General features: G+C 56.2%; 17 protein-coding genes and 1 riboswitch. Of the genes, 5 read left to right on the forward strand and 12 right to left on the reverse strand.

The features are described 5' to 3' along the window. Positions 1-6: 6 nt before the first annotated feature. The 7 genes from cbiT to HMPREF1153_RS06745 form a co-directional block, all read right to left on the reverse strand. The gene (gene cbiT / locus HMPREF1153_RS06715; RefSeq protein WP_009646264.1) at positions 7-594 is read right to left on the reverse strand and encodes a precorrin-6Y C5,15-methyltransferase (decarboxylating) subunit CbiT; all 588 of its coding nucleotides are present in this window, start codon (positions 592-594) and stop codon (positions 7-9) included. Continuing rightward, positions 591-1,199: a precorrin-6y C5,15-methyltransferase (decarboxylating) subunit CbiE gene (gene cbiE, locus HMPREF1153_RS06720; RefSeq protein WP_009646225.1), complete on the reverse strand. Its 609-nt coding sequence runs from the start codon at positions 1,197-1,199 to the stop codon at positions 591-593. Before cbiE ends, cbiT begins: the two co-directional genes overlap by 4 nt. Continuing rightward, the gene (cbiD, locus tag HMPREF1153_RS06725) at positions 1,199-2,302 is read right to left on the reverse strand and encodes a cobalt-precorrin-5B (C(1))-methyltransferase CbiD (protein ID WP_009646255.1); all 1,104 of its coding nucleotides are present in this window, start codon (positions 2,300-2,302) and stop codon (positions 1,199-1,201) included. The genes cbiE and cbiD overlap by 1 nt, the downstream gene beginning before the upstream one ends. A 167-nt stretch (positions 2,303-2,469) precedes the next feature. Beyond that, positions 2,470-3,039 carry a peptide-methionine (S)-S-oxide reductase gene (locus HMPREF1153_RS06730; protein WP_009646231.1) on the reverse strand — a complete coding sequence of 190 codons (570 nt, stop codon included), beginning with the start codon at positions 3,037-3,039 and terminating at the stop codon, positions 2,470-2,472. 3 nt (positions 3,040-3,042) lie between these two features. Next, positions 3,043-4,227: a methylmalonyl Co-A mutase-associated GTPase MeaB gene (gene meaB, locus HMPREF1153_RS06735; RefSeq protein ID WP_006193052.1), complete on the reverse strand. Its 1,185-nt coding sequence runs from the start codon at positions 4,225-4,227 to the stop codon at positions 3,043-3,045. A gap of 5 nt (positions 4,228-4,232) precedes the next feature. Next, complete coding sequence (gene scpA, locus HMPREF1153_RS06740; protein ID WP_009646212.1) at positions 4,233-6,428, reverse strand: methylmalonyl-CoA mutase; 2,196 nt, start codon at positions 6,426-6,428, stop codon at positions 4,233-4,235. Continuing rightward, positions 6,428-8,626 (reverse strand): methylmalonyl-CoA mutase family protein, encoded by a 2,199-nt coding sequence (locus HMPREF1153_RS06745; RefSeq protein ID WP_009646267.1) that lies wholly within the window; start codon positions 8,624-8,626, stop codon positions 6,428-6,430. The genes scpA and HMPREF1153_RS06745 overlap by 1 nt, the downstream gene beginning before the upstream one ends. Positions 8,627-8,858: 232 nt before the next feature. After that, positions 8,859-9,033: riboswitch (cobalamin riboswitch) on the reverse strand. Positions 9,034-9,172: 139 nt separating this feature from the next. On the opposite strand from HMPREF1153_RS06745, the gene HMPREF1153_RS06750 reads away from it, so the two are divergent. After that, positions 9,173-9,436, forward strand: coding sequence for a hypothetical protein (locus HMPREF1153_RS06750; protein ID WP_009646205.1), 264 nt, complete (start codon positions 9,173-9,175; stop codon positions 9,434-9,436). 55 nt (positions 9,437-9,491) lie between these two features. On the opposite strand, the gene HMPREF1153_RS06755 is transcribed toward HMPREF1153_RS06750, so the two are convergent. Then, positions 9,492-11,378, reverse strand: a complete 1,887-nt coding sequence (locus tag HMPREF1153_RS06755; RefSeq protein WP_037370139.1) for a glutamine synthetase — start codon at positions 11,376-11,378, stop codon at positions 9,492-9,494. Positions 11,379-11,639: 261 nt separating this feature from the next. Between HMPREF1153_RS06755 and hypF the strand changes: the two genes are divergently transcribed. The 4 genes from hypF to HMPREF1153_RS13165 all read left to right on the forward strand — a co-directional run bounded on the left by hypF (position 11,640) and on the right by HMPREF1153_RS13165 (position 17,254). Next, positions 11,640-14,003, forward strand: coding sequence for a carbamoyltransferase HypF (hypF, locus tag HMPREF1153_RS06760; RefSeq protein ID WP_009646262.1), 2,364 nt, complete (start codon positions 11,640-11,642; stop codon positions 14,001-14,003). 28 nt (positions 14,004-14,031) lie between these two features. Beyond that, positions 14,032-15,231, forward strand: a complete 1,200-nt coding sequence (gene hydF / locus HMPREF1153_RS06765) for a [FeFe] hydrogenase H-cluster maturation GTPase HydF (RefSeq protein WP_009646214.1) — start codon at positions 14,032-14,034, stop codon at positions 15,229-15,231. A gap of 216 nt (positions 15,232-15,447) precedes the next feature. Continuing rightward, positions 15,448-16,296: a methyl-accepting chemotaxis protein gene (locus HMPREF1153_RS13160; RefSeq protein WP_009646258.1), complete on the forward strand. Its 849-nt coding sequence runs from the start codon at positions 15,448-15,450 to the stop codon at positions 16,294-16,296. 103 nt (positions 16,297-16,399) lie between these two features. After that, entirely contained in the window at positions 16,400-17,254 is an 855-nt protein-coding gene (locus HMPREF1153_RS13165; RefSeq protein ID WP_009646240.1) for a methyl-accepting chemotaxis protein, read from the forward strand. A 57-nt stretch (positions 17,255-17,311) separates the two neighbouring features. Here the strand turns inward: HMPREF1153_RS13165 and HMPREF1153_RS06780 are convergent, their stop codons facing one another. The 4 genes from HMPREF1153_RS06780 to murI are packed head-to-tail and all read right to left on the reverse strand — an operon-like array spanning position 17,312 to position 19,578. Further along, positions 17,312-17,623, reverse strand: a complete 312-nt coding sequence (locus HMPREF1153_RS06780; RefSeq protein ID WP_006193038.1) for an AzlD domain-containing protein — start codon at positions 17,621-17,623, stop codon at positions 17,312-17,314. Continuing rightward, positions 17,613-18,365 (reverse strand): AzlC family ABC transporter permease, encoded by a 753-nt coding sequence (locus HMPREF1153_RS06785; RefSeq protein ID WP_009646215.1) that lies wholly within the window; start codon positions 18,363-18,365, stop codon positions 17,613-17,615. The genes HMPREF1153_RS06780 and HMPREF1153_RS06785 overlap by 11 nt, the downstream gene beginning before the upstream one ends. Next, positions 18,362-18,754 carry a thioesterase family protein gene (locus tag HMPREF1153_RS06790; protein ID WP_009646268.1) on the reverse strand — a complete coding sequence of 131 codons (393 nt, stop codon included), beginning with the start codon at positions 18,752-18,754 and terminating at the stop codon, positions 18,362-18,364. The genes HMPREF1153_RS06785 and HMPREF1153_RS06790 overlap by 4 nt, the downstream gene beginning before the upstream one ends. Positions 18,755-18,807: 53 nt before the next feature. Then, positions 18,808-19,578 carry a glutamate racemase gene (gene murI, locus HMPREF1153_RS06795; RefSeq protein WP_232208237.1) on the reverse strand — a complete coding sequence of 257 codons (771 nt, stop codon included), beginning with the start codon at positions 19,576-19,578 and terminating at the stop codon, positions 18,808-18,810. Positions 19,579-19,722 lie beyond the last annotated feature (144 nt).

The raw sequence follows: 19,722 nt of genomic DNA on the forward strand, positions 1-19,722 counted from the left end.
CTCCTGTTACACGTTTGCCTTATGGCAGGAAATGATGTAGACGGGGTTGATCGCCTCCGCCATATCGTAAGGACCGACCTTCTTCAGGCGATTGACCTGCACCTGGACGGTATCATAGAGATAGCCGCTCTTCTTTCGCATGTAGGCGAGTGAACTCGCGAGCGTCTGCACCGTGATGCAGTTGATGACGATGAAGCCGCCGGGTTTCAATCGTTTGTCAAGAAATTCAAGGATCTCTTCCAGATGGCTTCCCGTGCCACCGATGATCGCCGCATCGAGTCTTTCGGGCAAGCGCTCCAGTCCCGCCGGCGCCTCGCTCTCGATGATCGTGACGTTCTCGATGCCAAATTTCGCCGCATTCTGACGGATGAGTTCGACCGCTTCTTTTTTGCGCTCCACGGCGTAGACATGACCCGCCTTCGCCAAAAGCGCCGCCTCGATGGAAAGCGATCCCGTGCCGGCGCCAATATCACAAACGATATCATTTTTTCCGATCTTCGCCCCCGCCAGTGTCAGGATGCGGATCTCCTTCTTCGTCATCGGCACTTTGCCGCGGATGAATTCTTCGTCTTCGATGCCTAAAAAATGTTTCATGCCTTCACCACCAAAACACCATGAGAGATTTCCGCTGCAGACGCCGCCTTAGCAAGTGTCGTATGAATGATTTCCTCATCTTCATAAGACAGCCGTGAGCATATATGAAGCTCTGCAGAAGACGGCCAGCCAAGCTCCATAAGGCGCTGTGCAATCGTGCGCGAATTGTTCGATCGATCCGTCAAAAGCCCGAGCAGGGCGCCCTCCTTGTAAGCAATCTCTTTCGCCTGCGGCACGCGCCCGTGGAAGGACGCAAGCCTCGCCTCATGCCAAGGCAGAGCAAGGCGCGCAAATGCCATCTGCAGGGAACTTACGCCGGGGATGACGACGAGCGCCTGCGGCGGGAACTCACGCCGCAGAGCATCGAGCAGCGAATAATAGCCTGGATCGCCTGAAACCATGACGACGACGTGCGTCTTTTGAATCTTCTCCCGAATGAACGAAAGGACGGCGTCTATATCGCCGCGAATCGTCATCGTCTCCTGCCCTTGCCTGGCGAAATCCGCCAGGGCGCGGCTGCCGCCGACGAGCACCTTCGCGCCCTCGATGGCAGCGCGTGCCGCCGGCAGGACAAAATCGGGATTGCCCGGTCCAATGCCTGCCACTACGATTCTATGTTCCAATGAAAATCCCTGCCTATCTCTCTTGCTGTATCATCCATGCCCAAGAGCTTCCCCTTCAGCGTCGTCATCGCCGTCCCCACGCGCAGATCTTGGAATACGTACCGCTCGGCGCGAGCCGAAGCACGCGCGCAAAGAATGCCATAGACCCGCTCCAAACCGTATTCGGCAAAAAGCGGCAAGGCCTCTTCCGTCGTCGTCGCCGCAAGGATGCGGCGCACCGCTTCCTGCGGCAGGCCTTCCGCCGCCGCGTAGGCAGCGAGCGCTTCCAAACGTCCGTCCGCTATGCGGTTGTGTGTATAAAAGACACCTGCCGCAACCTTCGAGAGCTTGCCGATATGACCGAAGAGCAGCACGCGCTTGAGCTTTCTTTCCGCCGCACGCTCCAACATGAAACCGATGAAGTTGCTCGTCTGCACGACAGCCTCGCGCGGCAGGCCGAAGCGCACCGCCGCATTCTCGCCCATCTTGCCCGGCACGAAGATCTGCGTGTCGAAGCCTGCTGCAAGAGCCACATCCATCTGCGGCACGAGAGAGTTTTTGAAGCCTTCCTCCGACATAGGGCGCAGGACGCCCGTCGTGCCGATGACGGAAATGCCGCCGACGATTCCAAGGATCGGATTCAGCGTGCGTTTTGCAAGTTCCTCACCTGCGGGAATCGAAATCGTGACGTCCGCACTGCCGTCCTTGCCGAGGATTTCCTCGATGACGTTGCGAATCAGCTGGCGAGGCCCCGGATTGATCGACGGCTCGCCCGGCGGCACGGAAAGCCCTGGCTTCGTGACCATGCCGATGCCGCGCCCCGCATGGAAATGAACGCCGCTCCCCTCAGGGCGAACGACGACTTCCGTAAAGACGGAAACGCCATTCGTGATGTCTGGATCGTCTCCTGAGAACTTCACGACCTCGGCGCGCGCTCCCGACGACGTGCGGATGACTTCTTGAATCGGAATGTGAAGCGGTGTGCCGTCGAGAGCCATGATCGTCACTTTCTCGCAATACTCTCCGTCAAGAAACAGGAGCGCCGCCTTCGTCCCAGCCGCCGCACAGGCTCCTGTCGTGTAGCCGCTTCGCATCTCCTTCGCCATCGCACTCACTCCTCCACACTACAATGCTTTTATTGTACAAGGAAACTTCGAGAAGTCAAGCCCAAAAGGCACAGACCGTCTCCATAAAATCTAAGCCCCGGCACACAAGAAGTGCAGCCGGGGCTTGAGGAAGCACAGATATTTCCCATACTTCTTCGATGCTTTTCCTATTGCAATATCCCCAGCTCGCGCAGCCGCTTGAAATCAATCGTTGTCTTGCGATGCGGATGACGAGCGAGATACTGCTGCCGCTCAGGCTCCGCTGGATGGAAGCTTACGAGAGGCGCAGCTTTTGCATAGCAGTGACGCGTCAACTTCTTGTTATGATTCGGGTCGTTGACCGTCACGTTCGCTTCCGTCGCGGCAGGAGGTCTGCCGCGATTCACGATGAAATTCATGTGATATTCGACGAGCGGCGCGTCCTCTGCATCGACGTAGTATACGCCGCTTTGGTACATCGGCCCTTTCGCCGCCCCCTGTCCATCCTTTTCATAGGGATTGACGACGGCGAAGAGGATGTCCAAAAGCTGCGATATATCTGTCTTCTTCGGGTTGTAGGCGATTTCCAGTCCCATGACAGCCTTGATCCAACCGCTTTTCACTGCATCATACGACGGCTCCTCACTCTGTGCATCAATATAGCCGGTACGCGTCGCGACGACGCCGGGCACATGATCGAAAACCGCCTGCAGCTCGTAGAAGCTGCCGCCAGAGACATATAGCCGTTTCGTATACAAGGATCATCCCTCCTCATGGGGATGCAGAAGATCGACATGGCGATCCGAAGCACGATGGATGTCGAAGACATGAATAAGCTCCGCCACACCCTGCGAGGGGGACACCGTCCCCTTGAGCACGGCATCGCGCACTTCCGGCATACGCCCCAGAATCACAGGATCATCAAAGAAGAGGTTGTGCAGGTGCTCGTCGATCATGCTGTTCATCCAATCGAGCAGCTGACTTTCACGACGCTTCCGGAAAGCGCCATTCTCCTTCGTCGTGCTCTCAAAGATGCGAATGACATCCCAAAGCTCTTTCAATCCCGTCTTTTCCAAGGCAGAAACGAGGTAGGCATGCGTCTGCCAGCCCGGCGTCGCGGGACGAATGTACTCGATCATACGCTCGTACTCGCCGCGTGCGACCTGAGCTTTCGTACGATTGTCTCCGTCTGCCTTGTTGATGACGATGGCGTCCGCCAGTTCCATGATGCCCTTCTTGATGCCTTGCAGCTCATCTCCTGCCCCCGTCAGAACGACGAGCAGGAAGAAGTCGACCATCGAGCGAACCGTCGTTTCCGACTGTCCGACGCCGACGGTTTCGATGAGGATGACATCATAGCCGGCCGCCTCGCAAAGAAGCATTGTCTCACGGCTCTTCCTCGCGACACCGCCCAAAGTGCCTCCGGCAGGCGACGGGCGAATGAATGCCTCTTCCCTGCGCGAAAGCGTGCCCATGCGCGTTTTGTCTCCAAGAATCGAGCCTTTCGTCACCGAGCTTGTCGGATCGACCGTCAGGACTGCGACGCGATGCCCCATGTCGCAGAGCATGTTGCCAAAAGCCTCGATCATCGTGCTCTTTCCCGCTCCCGGGACGCCTGTGATGCCGATGCGCAGAGCCTTCCCCGTATGGGGAAGGAGATCCTGCAGCACCCTCTGCGCCTTCGGGAAATGACGCGGGCTGTTGCTTTCGATGAGCGTGATGGCGCGCGAGAGGATCATGCGATCCCCCGCGGCCACGCCTTTCACATAGTCTTCCACATCAAGAATCATGCGATTCCTTCGGAAACCTGTCTTTCCAAGATCCGGGTTGATGTTGCCGACCGTCAGGTCCTTGATGCCGTCAATGCCGCTCATGACACTCGTGGCAAAATTCTTGTCCGCGTTCTCCGGTACCCAGTCCGGCTTCGTGTTCGTGTATTTCGCCATGGTCGTTACCCCGCAGCCATTTCTTCCTTTGCACGTCCAATCAAGAGTTTCAGGAGTTTGACGCCCGCCTCGGGGATGTTCGTTCCCGGAGCGAAGATAGCGACCGCGCCGCTCTTGTAGAGGTGGTCATAGTCCTGCACGGGGATGACGCCGCCGATGCAGACCATGATGTCCTCGCGCCCAAGCTTCTTGAGTTCTTCCACAAGAGCCGGCAGGAGCGTGTTGTGACCGGCAGCCAGCGAGCTGAAGCCAACCATGTGAACGTCGTTATCGACGGCATCCTGCGCCGTCTCATCCGGCGTCTGGAACAGAGGTCCGACATCGACGTCCCAGCCCATGTCAGCGAAGGAGGAGGCGATGACCTTCTGTCCGCGATCGTGACCGTCCTGACCCATCTTGGCGACAAAGATACGCGGCCGGCGACCCGTGAGCTTTTCAAAATCATCGGCAAGCGCACGCGCCTTGTCCAGCTCCGTCTTATCCGTAAACTCCGAAGAGTAGACGCCCGAAATCGTATGAATGACGGCCTGATAGCGACCCGAAACCTTTTCCACGGCATCCGAAATCTCGCCGAGCGAGCAGCGCACGCGCGCCGCTTCGACCGCGCATTCCAAGAGATTGCCGTTGTCGCGCGTCTCGGCGGCCTTCGTGATGGCTTCCAAGGCGGCGCGCACGTCGTCCTCGTTGCGGTTTGCACGCAGTTTTTCGAGGCGCTCGACCTGAGCCTGACGCACAGCGGTGTTGTCGATCGCGAGGATTTCCAGCGGATCTTCCTTCTCCAAGCGGTACTTGTTCAAGCCGACAATCGTCTCGTTGCCCGAATCGATTCTCGCCTGACGACGTGCTGCAGCCTCCTCGATGCGCATCTTCGGCAGACCCGTCGGAATCGCCTTCGCCATGCCACCGAGGGATTCGACTTCCTGAATATGCGCCCAAGCGCGGCGAATGATCTCGTTCGTGAGGGCTTCGACGTAGTAGGAGCCACCCCACGGGTCGATGATCTTGCAGACGCTCGTCTCATCCTGAATGTAGAGCTGCGTATTGCGCGCGATGCGAGCCGAGAAGTCCGTCGGCAGAGCGATGGCCTCGTCGAGAGCGTTCGTGTGCAGCGACTGCGTGTGCCCGAGAGCCGCGCCCATCGCTTCCATCGCCGTGCGCGCGATGTTGTTGAACGGATCCTGCGCCGTAAGCGACCAGCCCGAAGTCTGCGAATGCGTGCGAAGCGCCATGGATTTGGGATTTTCCGCGCCGAACGACTTGACGATCTTCGCCCAGAGGACGCGCGCCGCACGCATCTTGGCGATTTCCATGAAGTAGTTCTTGCCGATTGCCCAGAAGAACGACAGGCGCTTTGCGAAGGCGTCGATCGGAAGTCCCGCCTTGATGCCCGTACGGATGTATTCGAGACCGTCAGCAAGCGTGTAGCCAAGCTCAATGTCTGCCGTCGCGCCAGCCTCCTGCATGTGGTAGCCCGAAATGGAAATGCTGTTGAACTTCGGCATATATTTCGTCGTGTACTCGAAGATATCGCCGATGATGCGCATCGACATATCCGGCGGATAGATGTACGTGTTGCGCACCATGAATTCCTTGAGGATGTCGTTCTGAATCGTACCCGCCATGATCTTCTTGTCAACGCCCTGCTCGACGCCCGACTGGATGAAGAAGGCGAGAATCGGCAAAACGGCGCCGTTCATCGTCATGGAAACCGACATCTGGTCGAGCGGAATGCCCGAGAAGAGGATGTTCATGTCGAGCATTGAGCAAACCGAGACGCCCGCCTTGCCGACGTCACCGATGACGCGCGGATTGTCGGCGTCATAGCCGCGATGCGTCGGTAGATCGAAGGCGATGGAAAGACCCTTCTGACCGGCCGCAAGGTTTCTGCGGTAGAAGGCGTTCGATTCCTCCGCCGTCGAGAAACCTGCGTACTGACGCACCGTCCACGGACGGAAAACGTACATCGTCGAGTACGGTCCTCTGAGGCACGGCGGGATGCCGCTCGCAAACTCCAAGTGGTTCATATGATCGTATTCATCGTGATTGTAGAAAGGCTTGATGGGAATCTTCTCCATCGTGCTCTCCATCAGCGAGTCATAGCTCATGCCCGTCGAAGCTTCCAAGCGTTTGCGCCAATCCGCCTCTTTATGAGCAGGCGCACCCTCAAGGTTGATTTTCGTGAAATCAGGGTTCTGTGCCATCACTGAATCATTCCTTTCTTCTTCTGCAGCATCTGCAGTGTCTTGTAGCAGTTGGCACGCACGGAAATGAAGTCATCCACACCCGCTTCGCGATAAACTGGCTCCAAATCCTTCGGCGCAGCGCCCGCGAGGAAGATCGTAGCCGCAGGCAATGCTGTGCGCAGTTTCGGCGCAAGCTCGGGCACAATTTCCGGATACGTCGGATCTGTCGAGCAGATGACGACAGCATCGGCGCCCGACTCCTTGGCGGCGGCAGCCGCTTCGTCCGTCGTCTTGAAGCCGTCGTTCAACAGCACTTCAAAGGCTCCGACCTGCAGGAAGCTCGTCGAGAAATCGGCACGCGCCTTGTGCTGCGGAATGGGGCCCATATTCGCGAGGAAGATCTTCACGTTATCGCCGTCGTGGCTGTCCCTATACTCCTCGGTGATGCGGCGCAGAGCTTCATAGCGCTCGCTCCAGCGGTGCGCTCCAATTGCCGTGATCTTCTCGGCTGCCTCGCCCGTCTGCAAGGCCTCGCGAAGCTCCGCAATCGTCGCACCGGCCTTCGCCGCCTTGACAGCAGCCTCCGCCTTCTCGCCCTTGCCCGCACTCTTCAATGCCGTGAGGCACTCCTTTTTGAATGTCTCGTCCACATCGGCGAGATAGGCTTCGACATCCTTCTTGCGCTTTTCCATAAGTTCCGCCACATCCTCTGTGCGCGGATCGAGCAGTTTCTCCGTCATATTCGGATACATATTGTTGCCGACGATGCGATCTCTGCGCAGTTCGAGCTTCTTGAAGCGATCTTCAAGCGTCTTTGCGACTTCTTCCTGCACATAGCCGACTTCGAGAGCCTTGACGATACCGCCCTTGCCCTCGATCGTCTGGAATTCTGCCCAAATCTTTTCCTGAATTTCTTTCGTCAGCGTCTCGACTGCCCAAGAGCCGCCCGCTGGATCAATCGGCTGCATAAGGCCGAATTCTTCCTGCAGCATGATCTGCACATTGCGCGCGATGCGGCGCGAGAACTCATCACCCTTGCGAATCGGCTCATCGAACGGAGCGTTCTCAAAGGAGTCAAGTCCGCCGACGACACCGGAGAAGATCTCCGTCGTGTTGCGCAGCATGTTGACGTAAGGATCGTAAACCGTCTTGAAAAACAGTGCGGGACGTGCATGTACGTGGATGCGCTGCGCCTCTTCTCCGCCGCCGAACGCCTTGACGATCTGCGCCCAAATCGGGCGAACCGCACGAAGCTTCGCAATCTGCAGGAAGAAGTTCGCGCCCATCGAGAAGCCGAACATCATCTGCCCTGCCGCCTCGTCGACCGTAAGCCCGCGCTCCATGAGGGCACGCAAGTACGCGACGCCGACGGCGAGCGTCGAGGCGACTTCCTGCACATCGTTGGCGCCGCCGCGCGAAACGGCATCGCTGCGCACCATGATCGTCTTGAGATTCGGCGCATACTGCTTTGCCCAGAGAGCAGCCTCCGCCATCTCATCATAGAGCTGTGGCAGCGAAGCGTAATTCTCGCCGCGCTGAATCAACTCGCCCAAGGGGTCTGCTCCCACGAAGCCGCCGAGCTTTGCGAGGTCACCGCCGTCAGACTTGACGGACGCAGCGACGAGAGACAGCATCGGCAGGGACGAAGCGCCCGCATAGATGTAGAGCGGATGCTGGTCGAGCTTCAAGCCGTTGAGCGTCGTGTGCATATCCTCAACCGTTGTGATATTGCAGCCTTCATCGCCGATTTTTTCAGCATCCTTGGCATCCTTGTTGAGGAGCGTTGCCGAATCGAGGCGGATGTTGTAGATCGTCGAACCCTTGTCCACTTCGCGGTGCAAGAGTTCGTTGTTCTCCTCGGGCAGCGTCTCGTCGCACGACTGCGCGATGCCCCAAGGCTGTTCGATATAGCCGTTCGGACGCACACCGCGCAGGAAGTTGTCCATGCCGGGAAAGTCCGTCCTCGGCAGGATCTCGTCCGTCATCTTGTGGGTGTACATCGGCTCGAATGTGATGCCCTCGTACGTTTTCGTGAACATCTTTTTCTCGAAGGGCGCCCCCTTCAAGAGTGCGACGCATGCCTCTTTCCACTCGTCATACGTCGGCGGTTCGAATTCGTCGAGCGGCACATCGGGGAAACTCGTTTGCTGTTCGGCCTTCTTCAAGATGGCCTGCAGGTCAAGATTCTCGTCCTGACCCTTTGTCTCATTGCTCATATTTCCACAGCCTCCCTTGAAATAATACGGAATACAACAAAAAGCCGCCCTGCAGTCGAGGGCGGCTTCATCATTTTCGTGAACAGGCTTGCAGGAAATCTCTTCTGCACATCATGTCCGTGCAAAGTGCATTTTCCAATAAAAAATCCGGTGCAAATCTGCGCCGGAGAGCCTGCCGTGAAACGACAAAATCCCCTACCCATCGCTCGCAGGTACCAGCGCAAATCGCGCTGACGGTGATGTCAAAACAGGCAGTTCTCCTGGCTCAGATTCATCGTCCGATCATGCCTTCCCAAAGATTTCTCCAGTGGCCTTTTATGAAGGACTCCTCTTACAGTGGCGGGACCGCTCCGGCTTCTACCGAATTCCCTATTAAGTCTTGCGACACCTGTCTCCAACAATATGTTGTTTTCATCTTTATATTAACTCTGTTTATTGGGGATTGTCAATACTCCCGAAGTCTTTTACAATAAAAATATGGTTTGATTCTGCATAGATTTTCTACGATTTTCTACGATTCTTCAAAATTGCACAAGGAGACACAGCATGATCAAAGTTCATGGATCCGTCATCATCGAGCAGGGCGTGACCTTCGCCATCGTCGTCGTCAAGCCCCACGTCACGCAGTACACGGCTCGCGCCGTATCGTTCCGCAATGAGATCGCCCCCTTCTTCCGCAACATGCCCATCGTACTGATGTCGCAGGACAAGGACGGCAATCCGCGCTACTATGGCAGAAAGGACATCGTCGATTTTCTAAAGACGATCAAGGTCGAGCAGATTCCCTGGAAGACGTACCATATTTATTAAGAAACGCAATTGCCGCCAAAAAGCGCCCGCAAAGGCGCTTTTTGGCGGCAATCCATCAGATCATATTCTTGATATAGGCGTCATAAAGCGCCTTGAGTTCCTCGATCTTGTCATACATCTCCACCTGCAGACCCGACGCCACGGCGTAATCGCCTTCGTGCAAGGCCTTGGTGAGAAGCGTGAACAGAGATTTTTCGTCGATGCTGTCCTTCGCGAGATACGAGCGAATGCCGTTGATCTTGTTCCAGTTGTAGGAATCCTGATCCGTCACGAAGGTCGCCTGCACTTCCTTTGCCTTGCGCACGATGTCGCGGTTCTCAGGAATGATGCGGCTGATGAGTTCCGTCTTCCAGCGCAGGAGAGCGCCCGCCTTGAACGCCTCGATGATCTGCGGACGCAGAGCGCCGCCCACCGTGATGGCGGCGACCTTCTCGGGATGATTCTCAAACCCCTGCATATTTTCCCAAACCGTCGCCGGTGGTGCGCCGAAGAGGCGATTTCTTTCCTTTTCGGTGTAATCCTCGAAGACGTCGACCTCGCTACGATAAGCTCGATCCTTTTCAAGATAAAAGCCTTCCTTCCCCGCTTCCTTGGAAAGTTCTGCCAGAAGTTCCTCCGTCGTATGGTGAATCGAGGTCTTCACACCGTCAAGCACTGCAGAATAGACCGCAGCCAAAACAAGGTATATATTGGAATACGGATTGCAGGCGCGCAGTTCGAAGCGCGTCGCATAGGGATTCGCCAAATCGCGAATCAATCCTGCAAGTATCGTGCGGTTGCGCGACGGAATTTCCGGCGTATAGCCGAGCGAAGTGACGATGCAGACGGGCGCTTCAAAGCCGGGCTTCAAGCGGTTGAGCGAATCGTTCGTCGCCGACACGAAGGGATTGATGACCTCATAATTCTTCAAAAGCCCCATGATCGCGCCATAACCGACGGCACTCAGGTAGTCCTTCGTCATATCCTGCGGCGTGAAGAGATTGTGCACCTTGCCGTCTTCCATGACGGCGGCGATGCAGAAATGCGTATGCTCGCCGTTGCCCGCAAGGCCGATCATCGGCTTCGCCTTGAAATTCACCTCAAGGCCGTTCTCACGGAAGACCTCGCGCACCATCGTGCGCACGATCAATTCATTGTCCGCCGCCTGCAGGGCGTCAGAAAAGCGCCAGTCGATCTCGATCTGCTCGCACACATGCGTCATCTTGCCCGACTCGTCAATCTGCGCCTTGAGACCGCCGACCTCCTTGTGCCCCATCTCAACCTGCAGTCCGTAGCGATCGAGCAGCATGACCGCCTGCTCCAACGCCGTGCGCACAGCGCCGTGCGTACGCTGCCAATACTGCTCCTGCATGACCTGAGAAGCCGAAAGTTCCTCCACATTCGTCTCTTCGAGAGGCGTCTTGACCCAGAACTCCAACTCGGTAGCCGAAGTGAACTGGAAATCGACAATCTTCGAGCCGTCGATATGCTCAAGGCCCGAAACGTGCGGATGCTCCTTGAACATCTGCAAGAGTTCCTTTTTCAAGTAGACCAGGGTATCCTTCAAGATGGCACGCGAATCGACGCGCTTGCCGTCATGAATGAGGAAGGACGGAATGCGCAGCGTGCCGATGGGCTTGCCCGTTTCCTCATCGAAATGCTCAAGATTGTAATCAATGAACCAGTTCGCTTCCGGATCGATCGGCATGTCGACCTTCGCGTTGTTCAAGATGGCAATGCCCGTCAGCACGACCGAAGAACCGTCCGTCTGCACCGCCGTACCATTGTAGAAATCATCCATATCCTTGAGGAAGATGCGCATCGGTATCTTTTCATCGGTATCATTGCCTGCGAGATCGATGCCGACGAGAGAAACAAACTTTATCTCCGGATGCGCCTCCAAGAGACGAACGATTTCTTTCTTCGAGGAATTTGCTGGAATCACATACAACAAGTCTTCCATTTCAACCATCCTTTTCCTTTCGTGGGCAGACATTTCATTCGCTGCAACGACAGCGGCACAAAAAAAACCGCACAGCAAAGCTTTCCCGTACATGCGCGGAAAACAAAGCTATACGGCAACGCTGCCAACATACTTATCCATGCAACTATCATAGCACCTCCTTCTCCTTCTGTCCAGCAAAATTCTGCCAAAAGCAGGAACTTTTTCCGCTGGCGTGGTATAATCGCTGAAAGACACCTCTCAAGGAAAGGCAGCATCCGCATGGCAAAAAAAGTTTTGCAAACCAGTCGATTCAAAATCTTCGGCATCGTGCAGGGCGTCGGATTTCGCCCCTTCGTCAGCCGCACGGCAAATGCGCTCGGCATCACGGGAGACGTCTGCAACAAGGGCTCCTATGTAGAAGTTCATGCCCAAGGCACGAAGGACGCTCTGCAAGATTTTCGCAAGAAACTGGAAAAAGAGCCGCCCGAACGCGCAGTCATACTGAAAATCCTGCAAGATTCTATGGAAAAAGCCCCTTTGTTTCACAATTTCCAAATTATCGAAAGCGCCCATGAGAGCGGCGACGTATTTGTTTCACCCGACATCGCCGTCTGTCCCAAGTGTCAAACCGAACTTTTCGATAAAAGCGACCGCCGCTACCTCCATCCGTTCATCAACTGCACCTCTTGCGGTCCCAGGCTCACGATCCTCGACGCCATGCCCTACGACCGCGAGCGTACGAGCATGGGAGCGTTCCCCATGTGCCCGGCGTGCCGTTACGAATACACCCATGCCGAGACGCGCCGCTACGACGCGCAGCCCGTATGCTGCAACGACTGCGGACCGCACGTCTATCTCCTTGGCGGTGAAGAGCGCGACCATGCTGCAATCACACGCGCAAGGCATGTGCTGCAGGCGGGCGGCATTGTCGCCGTCAAGGGCATCGGCGGCTTTCACCTCGCTTGTGACGCAAGAAATGAGGCGGCCGTGCAGCGGCTGCGCGAGCGCAAAAGCCGCCCGCAGAAGCCCTTCGCCGTCATGCTGCGCGGCCTCGACGTCGTGCGGCGCGAGTGCCGCCTCAGCGACGCACAGAAAGCGCACCTCGACAATCACCAAAAGCCCATCGTACTGCTGGAAAAAAGCGGCAGCGGAAAAATCGCTGCGAGCGTCGCACCCGCAATGCCCTCCCTCGGCGTCATGCTGCCCTACACGCCGCTGCACCTTCTGCTCTTTTCCTTGCCCGACGAACTCGCTGATTTCACAGATTGCCTCGTCATGACGAGCGGCAACCCTTCGGGAGCGCCGATCTGCCGTACGGACGAGGACGCACTCGACGCGCTTTCTTCCATCGCCGACCTCATCCTCTCGCACGACCGCGAGATTCGTCTGCGCGCCGATGACAGCGTCATGGATTTCTACGAAGGTGCGCCTTATATGATTCGACGCAGCCGCGGCTACGCACCGCTTCCCTTGATGCTCTCTGCCGATTTCCAAGGCTCGGTTCTCGGCATTGGCGGCGAACTCAAGAACACTTTCTGCCTTGCCAAGAATTCACTCTTCTACCCCTCGCCCTATCTCGGCGATATGAGCGATCTGCGCACTCTCCGAGCTCTGCGCCAAACCCTGCCGCGCATGGAGCGTCTGCTTGCCATCACTCCCGCCGCCGTTGCCGCCGACCTTCATCCGCGCTACGAAACGAGCCGCTTCGCCGAAACCTTGGGGCTTCCCATCTTCAAGGTGCAGCATCACCACGCACATGTGCTCTCCGTCATGGCGGAGAACGATCACCTCTCCCCCGTCATCGGCGTGAGTTTCGACGGCACAGGCTACGGTACGGACGGAACGATCTGGGGCGGCGAAATCATGCTCGCTACAACGCGTGATTTTCAAAGGCTCGCCTCCCTTGCGCCTTTCTTCCATGCAGGCGGCGACCTCGCCGCGCGAGAAGGCTGGCGTCTTGCCGTTTCCTTGCTCCATCTTTACTGCGGCAGGGAGGATGCCCTCCTCCACAGCAAAAAACTCGGCCTTGCGACAGAAAAAGAAGCTGCCTCCGTCATCTTCCAACTGGAGCATGGCTTGCATACGACGACTTCGACGAGCGCGGGACGGCTCTTCGATGCCGTCAGCGCCTTGCTCGGCATCCGCCGCATCTCCACCTATGAGGGGGAAGCCGCCATATACCTGCAATTCGCAGCTGAGACCGCCGAAAAGGCTGGAAAATCTGCACAAGCGGACGCGCTGCTCGCACGCTGGAAAGCGGACGGCACGCTCCAAGCGCCGCTGGCAGAAAGCGCCATTACGATTACGGACGGTCGCTTCCTGCTGACCTCAAACGATTTATTCTGCCATCTGCTGCAATATCGCCTGCAAAATGTATCAAGCGATATTCTATCGCTCGCTTTTCATCGCGGACTTGCCGCCGCCATCCGCGACGCTTGCAAAAACGCGCGTGAAATGACAGGCTGCAGCACGGCGGCACTGACAGGCGGCGTATTTCAAAACACCCTGCTGCTGCGCCTGACACAAAACGCCTTGGAAAAAGACGGGTTTCATGTCCTGCATCACAGCATCATCCCGTCGAATGACGGCGGCATCGCCGTCGGACAGGCGCTCTTCGCCATGCAGTGCCTGAAGGACAAATAGAGCAGTCACGAATAGAAAGGAACTTTTCATGGGACTTAACGACACACCCTCGGGCGAACGCCTGCACATCGGCTTTTTCGGCCGCCGCAATGCGGGAAAATCCAGCCTCATCAATGCCATCACGGGACAGGAAGTCGCCGTCGTCTCCCCCGAAAAGGGTACGACGACCGACCCTGTGACGAAAGCGATGGAACTTCTTCCGCTCGGCCCCGTCCTCCTCATTGACACGCCGGGCTTTGACGACACGGGCAGCCTGGGCGAACTCAGAGTCAAGAGGACGCGCCGCATCCTGAACAAGACGGATATCGCCGTTCTCGTCCTCGATGCCGCTGAAGGCATGACAGCGGTCGACGAAGAACTGATGCAGATTTTTCGCGAGAAGGACATCCCCCATCTCATCGTCTGCAACAAATGCGAGGACGAAAAGCGTCCTTCCTCTGCCGGCAAGGAAAGCATACTCCAAGTCAGCGCTATGAAAAACCTCGGCATAAACGAGCTGAAAGAACGCTTGAGCCAGATTGCGCCGCAAGAAAAACCTCGCGCTTTCGTGCGCGATCTGATTTCTCCGCACGCCCTCGTCTTGCTCATCACGCCCATGGACAAGGCGGCGCCGAAAGGCCGGCTCATCCTGCCGCAGCAGCAAGCGATTCGGGACATCTTGGAAGCAAAAGCCCTTCCGCTCGTCTGTCAGGAGACGGAGATTTCCGCTGCACTTGACAGCCTGAAGAACGCGCCCGATCTCGTTATCTGCGACAGTCAGATCTTCAAAAAAGCTGCTTCTTTCATACCCGAGCCCATCCCTCTAGCCTCCTTCTCCATCCTTATGGCGCGTTACAAAGGCTTTCTTTCTGAGGCCGTAAACGGCATCGCCGCTCTCCCTCGCCTCGCGGACGGCGATACCGTACTCATTTCCGAAGGCTGCACGCATCACCGTCAATGCAACGACATCGGCACGGTCAAGATTCCGTATTGGCTCACCGAGCACACAAAGAAGAAGCTGCTTTTTGAAACCTCAAGCGGCCAGACCTTCCCCGAGGATCTGCAGAAGTATCGGCTCATCATCCATTGCGGCGGCTGTATGCTCAATCAGCGCGAGATGCTCTACCGCATGAAATGTGCCAAGGATCAGGGCGTGCCCATGACGAACTACGGCACGCTCATCGCTCACCTGCACGGTATCCTGCAGCGCAGTTTGGGACTTTTCCCGCATCTTGCAAAAAGGTTATAGGTTAGGACTTTTCTATTAACTTTTGAAAAAGATATGCTTTTTCTTTATTTCCCTTATAATTTACCTAATATTTTTGCAGGGATTTCTCTTTTTATCTAGAAAGAATAGCAGAAAAGCGTTTTCAGGAGAAGGCTTATCCGTCCTTTGACCTAAGTACAACTACAAGGGGCAAAACAGAGTACGAAGCCATACCCCAACTTTGAGGAGGAATATTTCATGGCTCTGCCAGAAACCATCAAGACAAATGAAGACATCATCAACGCCTTCAAGGCCGTGCTCCCCTATCTGAATGAAGTGGTGGAAGCTGATATCGCCTCTGTTCTCTCGGACGGAACGAAATGTCTTGCCTTCGTACCCGCCAAGAGTTTTTCCATCCCGCTGAACGTAGGCGACTCCATGCTCGAACATCCGGCAATTCAGGACGCAATGCGTACCAAGCGTCCATCGATCGTCGAAATGCCCGCCTCCGTTGCCGGCGTCGCGCTTCGCACTGCCGGAGCGCCGATCTTCGGCATAAACGGCGAGGCGATCGGCGTCGTCGCTGCCGGCTTCCGTCCGAGCGCCACAGAAACCGTGCTTGAGAACATCGAGCGCATATCATCCGCCGTACAGACGATTCATGCTTCCGTTCAGCAGGTCGCGGAAAGTGCCAACGAACTTGCAAAATCCGGGCAGGAATCCGTTTCCCAAGCCGCTATCCTGCAGGAACGCAATGCGGAAACGATCAAGGTCATCGACTTTATCAACGGCATCGCCCAGCAGACGAACCTCCTCGGCCTCAATGCCGCCATCGAAGCGGCGCGTGCAGGCGAGCAGGGAAAAGGCTTCGCCGTCGTTGCTGAAGAGGTACGAAAGATGGCAGAGCAGTCGCGCACGGCCACGGAGAAGATTCAGGCGACTCTTTCCGAAATGAACAAGGCTGTCATGGAAATCTCCAAATCCATCGAATCGACCGGCACCATCAGCGAGGAGCAGGCCGCCTCAACCGAAGAAATCACGGCGAGCCTTGCAGGAGCGCGCGACATCATCGAAGATCTCAAGCGCTTCGTCAACGAACTGAAATAAACTACACGCACAAGTATCCGCCTCGTGGACATTGTGCGCCGCTTTTAATGAAAGAATCCCCGTTTCATGCAAGAAACGACTGATATGGAGGAGGAACATCCCTATGGCACTGCCGGAAAATATCCAGACGAACGAACAGCTTATCGACGCCTTCAAACTCGTACTGCCCTATCTGAATCCCATCCTGCCGGACGATACGCGGCTCGTCATATCGTCGCCCGAAGCCATCCTCGACGTCGCACCTGCAAAACACTTGCAGATCAAGAGCGCTCCTGGAGACTCGGTGCGCAACATCGCCGTCGTACAGCAGGCGTTCAAGGAGCGCCGCACGACATCTTCGGCGCTTGATTCCAGCGTATACGGCGTACCGATTCATGTCACGGCGGCGCCCGTCACGGGACCGAACGGCGATGTTCCCATCGTCATTTCTTCCAGCTACGAAATCAGTGATACGCTGAACAAAATTGCCGAAAACATCGACCGCATCGCCAATGCAACGGAAACCGTATATCAGTCCATCGAACAAGTCGCCAACAGCGCAAGCGAGCTTGCCCGCACGGGGCAGGAATCCGTTTCGCAGGCAGGCACGCTGCAGGAGCGAAACGCAGAGACCATCAAGGTCATCGACTTCATCAACGAAATCGCCCAGCAAACGAATCTCTTGGGCCTCAATGCCGCCATCGAGGCCGCGCGCGCCGGCGAGCAAGGCAGAGGCTTCGCCGTCGTCGCTGAAGAGGTCAGAAAACTTGCTGAGCAGTCCCGTACAGCCACAGAGAAAATTCAAGAAACCCTTTCCGAGATGAATAAATCCGTCGCGGAAATCTCCAAATCCATCGAATCAACGGGCGCGATCAGCGAAGAACAGGCTGCTTCCACGCAGGAAATCACAGCCAACCTCTCGCGCGTGCGTGACATCATCACAGAACTGCAGAACTTTGTCAACGGGCTGCAGAAATAAGTCAACAATAAAAGAGCCGCACAATGCCAAATACAAGAAGCATTGTGCGGCTCTTTTTTATTTAAGGAGAACAAGTTCAAACAGGAAAACGACAACACAGCAGGCAGCGGAAACTTGAAAAAGGCTCGCGCCCACCCAAGCGAGCGAAATGCCGGCCAAAAGAGCCGCCACGCCTGCTGCCGGCATCTGTGTAGCGTCGACAATGGCAGGAAAGGTCATGACGGCCAAGGTCACATAAGGCACATAATAGAGAAAAGAGCGCAGGAAACGGCTCTTGATCGGGCGGCGCAGAAGCGTCAGCGGCACGAGGCGGATGGCGAGTGTCACGGCAGTCATGACGAGGATGTAAAGGAAAACGTCATGCTTCATCCATCATTTCCCCTTCCTCCGTCTCCCGCAAAGGAAAGAGACATGCCGCTGCACTTGAAAGAAGCACCGTAAGAACGATCGTCCGCGACGATGCGGAAAGCTCCGAAACAAAAGGCAGGTTCGCCGCCAAGAAGCTCATGGCGAAACTGATGAATACAAGCGCCAAAACAATCTTGTTCTCTTTCCCTGGTGGAATGATGATGGCGATGAACATGCCGTAGAGCGCCACGCTCAATGCGCTGAGCAAGGACGGCGGCAAGATGTCGCCCGCCACAATGCCGAGTGACGTCCCCAAAGCCCAAACGGGTACGGCGAGCGACATCGCACCGTAATTGTAAGCGGGCCGCAGGAAACCTTGACGCGAAATCGATATGCCAAAGATCTCATCCGTAATGCCGAAGCCTACTCCCATACGGTGATAAAAAGGCGTCGCAGGTGAAAACTTCTGACTGAGCACACAGCTCATGAGCATGTAGCGCGCATTCGCCACGAGCGTGATCGCCGCCATTTCCCAATACGGAGCGTCCGCAGCGATGACGGTGAATGCTGCATACTCTCCCGCCGAAGCGAGGTTAAATAAGCTCACAACAAAGCCGTCAACAGCATCAAGCCCCGCATTATGCGCCGTTATGCCGAGCGTAAAGCTCACGACGAGATATCCGAGCGCAATCGGAGTGCCGTCGCGCATGCCTTCGCGGAAAAGCTGCCGATTCGTTTTCTCACCGATGGGCGCTCCCGTCATTTCGCCGACACTTTGCTCATGAACTTCTCGCGGTTCACGAGAACGCGTTCATGAAGCCCCTCACCGATCTCCCCCGCCTCGTCAAAAGCCTTGACGGCAAATGTAACCTGACGTCCGTCGAAACTCTTGACCTCCGCTTCGGCGTGCACACTGCGTCCCAGAGCCGTCGCCGCCTTATGACGAATATTGAGCGAAATGCCCACCGAAGTCCAATCGGACGGCACAAGTTCGTCGACGAGTTCCGCCGCCGCCTGCTCCATCAGAGCCGTCATCGCAGGTGTGGCGAATACGGGCAAAGATCCGCTCTTCATCTCGATGGCGGTGTTCTCCTCCGTCACTTTTGCTGCAGCTTCGCGCTTCATACCTACTTCAATCTTCGTTTCCACCATGGTGAATTCCCCCTATAAAAATTTTCCACAGCATCCTAAGAATTATCTGACCCTCATAACGCATAGAGCATCTTTGCACGCTCGATATAGTTCGGATCGCTGCTGCTGCTCAGCCACTCGATCACACCCTTCTGCCCGCTTTCCCGCAGAGCATCGGCTTCCAACAGGCGACGCTTGAGTTCGCGAGCCGTACCCGCCGCACCGTCAAAAATCTGCACGGCCTGACCCACGACATCTTGAATCACATCGCGCACAAAAGGAAAATGCGTGCAGCCAAGGACGACGCAATCGATAGGATCTTGCGATACGCTCGAAAACCGCTCTTCCAGATACTCGTGCAGAGCTGCCGAGTGAATCTCGCCACACTCGACGAATTCCACAATCTCAGGGCATGGCAGCTTGACGATATCCCCTGCATCTTTGAATCGCTCCATGAGACGTGCAAACTTCTTCTGTCTAAGCGTCGCATGCGTCGCCATGACGACGACGCGCGGCTTTTCACCGCTCAAGATTGCAGGCTTCAACGCAGGTTCCATGCCGATGATCGGCATCTGCCTGTATCTTCGGCGCAGCGGCGCACAGGCGGCGCTCGTCGCCGTATTGCAGGCAAGCACGACGGCTTTGACACCCTCTGCCGCCATGCGGTCGATCTGCGCCGTCGTCAAGGCGCGAATCTCTCGCTCCGTTCGCTCGCCATAAGGCGCATGGGCGGCATCACCAAAATAAATGAAATCCTCCTTCGGCAAAAGAGAAACAAGCTCGCGCAGCACGCTGATGCCGCCGAGTCCTGAATCAAAAACACCGATGGGCTGCTCCTTTTTCACGTCGTCCAATGCATCCTTCCCATACGCAAGAATCCGCCTCTTACATATTCTAATGAGTTTGTCGCGAAAAATCAACCGCAAGCATTGTTTCCTTTACAAGACGGAAGAAAAAATATATAGTAACCTTTGAGGACAGCAAAGCTG

This window comes from Selenomonas sp. CM52, from assembly GCF_000292955.1.
Classification (GTDB): domain Bacteria; phylum Bacillota; class Negativicutes; order Selenomonadales; family Selenomonadaceae; genus Selenomonas.

Coding starts and splice junctions, on each gene's coding strand:
- cbiT (WP_009646264.1), bottom strand. CDS start 594: ATGAAACATTTTTTAGGCATCGAAGACGAAGAATTCATCCGCGGCAAA.
- cbiD (WP_009646255.1), bottom strand. CDS start 2,302: ATGGCGAAGGAGATGCGAAGCGGCTACACGACAGGAGCCTGTGCGGCG.
- meaB (WP_006193052.1), bottom strand. CDS start 4,227: ATGGCGAAATACACGAACACGAAGCCGGACTGGGTACCGGAGAACGCG.
- scpA (WP_009646212.1), bottom strand. CDS start 6,428: ATGGCACAGAACCCTGATTTCACGAAAATCAACCTTGAGGGTGCGCCT.
- HMPREF1153_RS06745 (WP_009646267.1), bottom strand. CDS start 8,626: ATGAGCAATGAGACAAAGGGTCAGGACGAGAATCTTGACCTGCAGGCC.
- HMPREF1153_RS06750 (WP_009646205.1), top strand. CDS start 9,173: ATGATCAAAGTTCATGGATCCGTCATCATCGAGCAGGGCGTGACCTTC.
- HMPREF1153_RS06755 (WP_037370139.1), bottom strand. CDS start 11,378: ATGGAAGACTTGTTGTATGTGATTCCAGCAAATTCCTCGAAGAAAGAA.
- hypF (WP_009646262.1), top strand. CDS start 11,640: ATGGCAAAAAAAGTTTTGCAAACCAGTCGATTCAAAATCTTCGGCATC.
- hydF (WP_009646214.1), top strand. CDS start 14,032: ATGGGACTTAACGACACACCCTCGGGCGAACGCCTGCACATCGGCTTT.
- HMPREF1153_RS13160 (WP_009646258.1), top strand. CDS start 15,448: ATGGCTCTGCCAGAAACCATCAAGACAAATGAAGACATCATCAACGCC.
- HMPREF1153_RS13165 (WP_009646240.1), top strand. CDS start 16,400: ATGGCACTGCCGGAAAATATCCAGACGAACGAACAGCTTATCGACGCC.
- HMPREF1153_RS06780 (WP_006193038.1), bottom strand. CDS start 17,623: ATGAAGCATGACGTTTTCCTTTACATCCTCGTCATGACTGCCGTGACA.
- HMPREF1153_RS06785 (WP_009646215.1), bottom strand. CDS start 18,365: ATGACGGGAGCGCCCATCGGTGAGAAAACGAATCGGCAGCTTTTCCGC.
- HMPREF1153_RS06790 (WP_009646268.1), bottom strand. CDS start 18,754: ATGGTGGAAACGAAGATTGAAGTAGGTATGAAGCGCGAAGCTGCAGCA.